Origin of the sequence: Actinomadura soli (genome assembly GCF_005889715.1) — a bacterium.
GTDB classification, from domain to species: domain Bacteria; phylum Actinomycetota; class Actinomycetes; order Streptosporangiales; family Streptosporangiaceae; genus Spirillospora; species Spirillospora soli.
On sequence record NZ_VCKW01000421.1, the window covers coordinates 1 to 4,635 of the forward strand.

The following is a 4,635-nucleotide window of genomic DNA, read 5'->3' on the forward strand; positions in this document are numbered from 1 at the left end:
CCCCACACCCCAGGCCGAGCGACACCGGACCCCGAACACCCGACTCCGTCGACACAAATGTCCGGACGTCGCCTCCTCGGGGTGTCGCGCCCCCGGGTGTCGCCCCTCCGGGTGTCGGGTCCCCGGGTGTCGGGTCCCCGGGTGTCGGGTCCCCGGGTGTCGGGTCCCCGGGTGTCGCCCCTCTGGGGGCGTGAGGCAGCAAGACGTCCAGAGTCGCCGCCGGTGCGACCCGGCACCTGGCGCCCCAAAGCCAGACTGCGCCTGACGCCAGAAGGCCGGACGCCCAGCCACCGCACAGGAACCACCAAACCCCGTACGCGACATTCACCAGCACGTCGCACCCGAAGGCCATGCGGTGCCCCGCCCCAAGAGCACGCATCGCTCCGAATACCCAAGAAGCCGCGACGCCCCCCACTCCCGACCCCCGGACACCCGAGACACCCAGGACCGCGACGCGTCGCCGCCAAGAACCAAGCACTCCCGGACGCCCAGCAGCCCGACATGCCAGCCCCGCCAGAGACCATCGATGTCGCCCACTCCCCGTCGTGTCCGACGCGCCGACCCCATCTTCGGAAGAGCGACGCGCCGACCGCTTCGGGACGCTCCACGCGCCCGGCACACGAACGCGCGTGCGCGACGAGTTCATTGATCGGCAGCCAAGGCGGGACGAGCACCACAGAGTGCGAACTGTCGTCCTTCGATTCGGCCGCGATCGCAGGGGAGTGGCGAGGCAGTCAGCCTCGTCCGGCGCCTGCACGAGGATTGCCGACAGGAGGTCGACCTCAAATGCCGTCGCGCATCTGTGATGGCCGATCGTCGTCTCCCTCAACACTGGACGGACCAGGTAGTCGTGGACCGTCGCACAAGCGTCGGCCGACGCGCCACAGTTTCACGTGAAACATCAGCCCGAGACGGTCGAGCCCCGCGTGGGGAGCGGGCGCCACAGCGGGACGTGCCGCGCCGGGATCACCCCGCTGACAGAGGACCACCGGCGCCCCCCTCGGCCGACTGTGGCTGAGCTCCAGGAGCGGGTTTCCATCCGAGTTGGTCGACCGCACGCCCAGCCTTCAACCCGAACTCGCCCTCAACGCCGTCACGATGAGCCCGCGTCCCCTGTTCGACAACACGGGCGCTAGTCGCCCTCGCCAGGCGGACGGCAGCATTCCCAGTCCTCTGCCTTCCGACACAGAAGCCGGACGAAGCGGCGCGGAAGCAGCGAGCCCGCCGATGGGCGGCTCCGCACTTGGTGATCGGCGTTGGGAACTGTGCCCGCGATCCCCTGCGACGCTGATAAGCGCACCGGCCGAGAGGAGCACGACCAATCGGCACACGTTCAGTCCAGCCGTAGGCGGTCGGCCGCAGCCACGATCAGCCTTCAGGCATCGGGAGAGTCCAGCCAAAGCCCCTCGCGGCAAAACGGTGTCGCGGCAACTGGGGCAAGCGGGTCGCCATGATGCTTCGCCAAGAGACCGGCGCCTGCGTCCGTCCGCGCGCATAAGCCTCCCGGCGCACGATGACGGGGGACGCCATGAACGGTCGGGGTGGCGAGATGTTTCACGGGAAACATCCCGCCACCGGCAAAGCAAAGCGCCCCGGGAGCCGTCTGTCTTGGGCCTGCCGGGGCGCTCAGTTGGGCGGCGAGGACGCTAGGCGTTACCGGCGCCGTCGCCCTCATCGGGGACCATGGATTTGATGATTCGGTCCAGGTCCTCCAGAGTGGCGAACTCGACCACGATCTTGCCCTTGTTGCGCCCCATGTCGACACGGACCTTGGTCTCGTAGCGGTCGGAGAGACGGTCGGCCAACTCCTTCAGTCCGGGGGCGACAGGCTTCTTGCGACGCCCTTGGCGTGGCGACTTCGGTTCGTCGTCGACCTCGCGGATCGCGATGAGTTCCTCAAGAGCGCGTACGGAGAGCCCCTCCTGCACGATCCGCTGCGCCAGGTGCTCCTGGGCTTCGACGCTGTCGAGCGAAAGGAGTGCGCGGGCGTGGCCGGCCGAGAGAACACCCGCGGCGACACGGCGTTGGACGCCCGGCGGCAGGTTCAGCAGGCGGAGCGTGTTGGTGATGTGCGGACGCGACCGTCCGATGCGTCCCGCGAGCTGCTCGTGGGTGGCGCCGAAGTCCTGCAGCAACTGCTGGTACGCGGCGGCCTCCTCCAGCGGGTTGAGCTGCTGGCGGTGAAGGTTCTCCATGAGGGCGTCACGGAGCAGGTCGTTGTCGCCGGTCTCGCGGACGATGGCCGGGATGACGTCCAACCCGGCCAGCTTGGACGCCCGCAAGCGGCGCTCGCCCATGATCAGCTCATAGTCGTGCTCCCCTGACGCGGTCTTGCGCACCACGATCGGCTGAAGGAGCCCGACGATGCGGATCGACTCGGCCAGCTCTTCCAGAGCCTCGTCGTCGAAGTGGTCGCGCGGCTGACGCGGGTTCGCGGTGATGGAGCGGACGGGAAGCTCGGCGAAATGGGCGCCCGCGAACGGTTCCAGCGCCGGATCCAACGATGCGGTGCCGTTCGGGCCGGGCGTCCCGGACGGGCCCGAAGTCCCGGGCACTGCGGGCCCGCCGGGGAATCCCGGCTCGCCGGCGCTGCCCGGTTCGGTGGACGTCGGCGGAGGCGGGGCGGTGGGAATGAGGGCGCCGAGTCCCTTGCCGAGGCCGCGTCGCTGCTGGCTCACTGGACGGCTCCTCCATGGGCCATTTCCGAGGCCGCCTCGCTGTAGGCGAGCGCGCCGCTCGAACCGGGATCGTAGGTCATGACGGACTGCCCGTAACTCGGAGCCTCAGAGACCCGGACGCTGCGGGGGATGACGGTGTTGAGGACGACGTCGCCGAAGTGGTTGCGGACGTCCTCGGCCACCTGCGCGGCAAGGCGCGTCCGGGCGTCGTACATCGTGAGCAGGATCGTGGACACCTTCAGTTTCTGGTTGAGGTGCGCCTTGACGAGGTCGACGGTTCTGATCAGCTGCCCGAGGCCCTCCAGCGCGTAGTACTCGCATTGGATGGGGATGAGCAGCTCGTCCCCGCCGACAAGGGCGTTCACGGTGAGCAGACCGAGGGACGGCGGACAGTCGATCAGAACGTAGTCGTACTTGTCGGTGTCGTAGGCGTCCAGCGCCCGGCGCAGCCGTGACTCGCGCGCCACCTTGGAGACGAGCTCGATCTCGGCGCCGGCGAGGTTGAGCGTCGCGGGCGCGCAGTAGAGGTTGGGGATCTCGGGGGCCGGGACGACGATGTCGGCGAGCGCCATGTCCTCGATCAGCACGTCGTAGATCGACGGGACCTCGGCGTGGTGCTCGACGCCGAGAGCGGTGGAGGCGTTGCCCTGGGGGTCGAGGTCGACCACGAGGACCTGGGCGCCGTGCATGGCAAGGGACGCGGCAAGGTTCACCGAACTGGTGGTCTTACCCACGCCGCCCTTCTGGTTGGCGATGGTGATGATGCGGCATCTGTCGGGCCGCGGCCACTCCTTGCCCCTGCGGCCCGGCATCGGCCTGACCGCGGTGGCCGTTGTTTCATGTGAAACCTTGGCGTCCTTGAGCGCCTCGCGCACGAGTTCTGACTCCCCCTGAGTTGGTCCCTTGCGCGGACCCGCCGGCTGCGCACCGGCGTTCGTCGGTACGTAACCGACGTTCTCCGCGGTTCCGGACGTCGTGGTACCCCACATTGCGTGTCCGGAGGGCGCGGTCCCCGGTGCGGTGCCCGGGTCCGCCTCCCCCCGCGTCCCTGCGGAGGACGCGGCCCGCGCGGCGTCCTCGCCGGGTCCGCCCAGGCCGGACGGCTGTTCGTCGGGGGATTCGTCGGCGCGGTCAGGCCTGCCAAGTCCTGGTCCCGTGCTCATGAAGACCTCTTCCTCGACCCTTTAGCACGCCGGGGTGCGCGCTGTCGTGGCCCGACGGCCTCGCCCCGGCCGGCGACCACGCGGACGAGTGTTGTCGGAGAATCGACCATACCGCGCCCGACTTGAAGCAGTTCCGTGCTCCGCGCCCCGAGTCGCTTCAGGACGGGCTCCGCCTCGTCCAGTTCGGCCGCGGCCCGCTCGCCCTTGAGCGCGAGCAGCTCGCCGTCCGGACGCAGCAGCGGAAGCGCCCATGTCACAAGGCGTTTGAGCGGTGCGACGGCGCGCGCCGTGGCCACGTCGACCGTGATCTCCCCGACCATGTCCTCGGCCCGTCCGCGCCGCACCTCAACGTTGCGCAGGTCGAGCATTTCGACGCATTCGTCCAGAAACGTGGTGCGCCGAAGCAGCGGTTCCAACAGGATGATCCGAAGATCGGGCCGGACGATCGCGAGCACGATGCCCGGCAAGCCCGCCCCCGATCCGACGTCCACGACCCGCGCGTCCGCCGGAATCGCCTCCGACACCACCGCGCAGTTGATCAGGTGGCGTTCCCAGAGACGATCGACCTCGCGCGGACCCATGAGCCCGCGCTCCACCCCTGCCGTCTCAAGGAACGCCGCGTAACGCTCCGCAACCGGCAGCGCGTCACCGAAGACGACCTCACGTCCAATCCCCACCAGACGAATCGTTCCACATAAACCTGCAGAGCCGTGCACGCGCAACGTCCTCGCCCAACATCCCAACACGGCACGGCCACCCGGCCACCCGGCCCCCCGGACGCCACATACCAAGCC

3 protein-coding genes are annotated in these 4,635 nt (G+C 69.2%); all 3 read right to left on the reverse strand.

What is annotated here, in order from left to right:
• Nucleotides 1–1,646 precede the first annotated feature (1,646 nt).
• A complete protein-coding gene (locus ETD83_RS39600) occupies nucleotides 1,647–2,678 on the reverse strand; it encodes a ParB/RepB/Spo0J family partition protein (RefSeq protein WP_138650391.1) in 1,032 nt (343 codons plus the stop codon).
• Nucleotides 2,675–3,490 (reverse strand): ParA family protein, encoded by an 816-nt coding sequence (locus tag ETD83_RS39605; protein ID WP_138650392.1) that lies wholly within the window; start codon nucleotides 3,488–3,490, stop codon nucleotides 2,675–2,677. The genes ETD83_RS39600 and ETD83_RS39605 overlap by 4 nt, the downstream gene beginning before the upstream one ends.
• A gap of 347 nt (nucleotides 3,491–3,837) precedes the next feature.
• Nucleotides 3,838–4,527 carry a 16S rRNA (guanine(527)-N(7))-methyltransferase RsmG gene (rsmG, locus tag ETD83_RS39610; protein WP_407921558.1) on the reverse strand — a complete coding sequence of 230 codons (690 nt, stop codon included), beginning with the start codon at nucleotides 4,525–4,527 and terminating at the stop codon, nucleotides 3,838–3,840.
• Nucleotides 4,528–4,635: the final 108 nt, after the last annotated feature.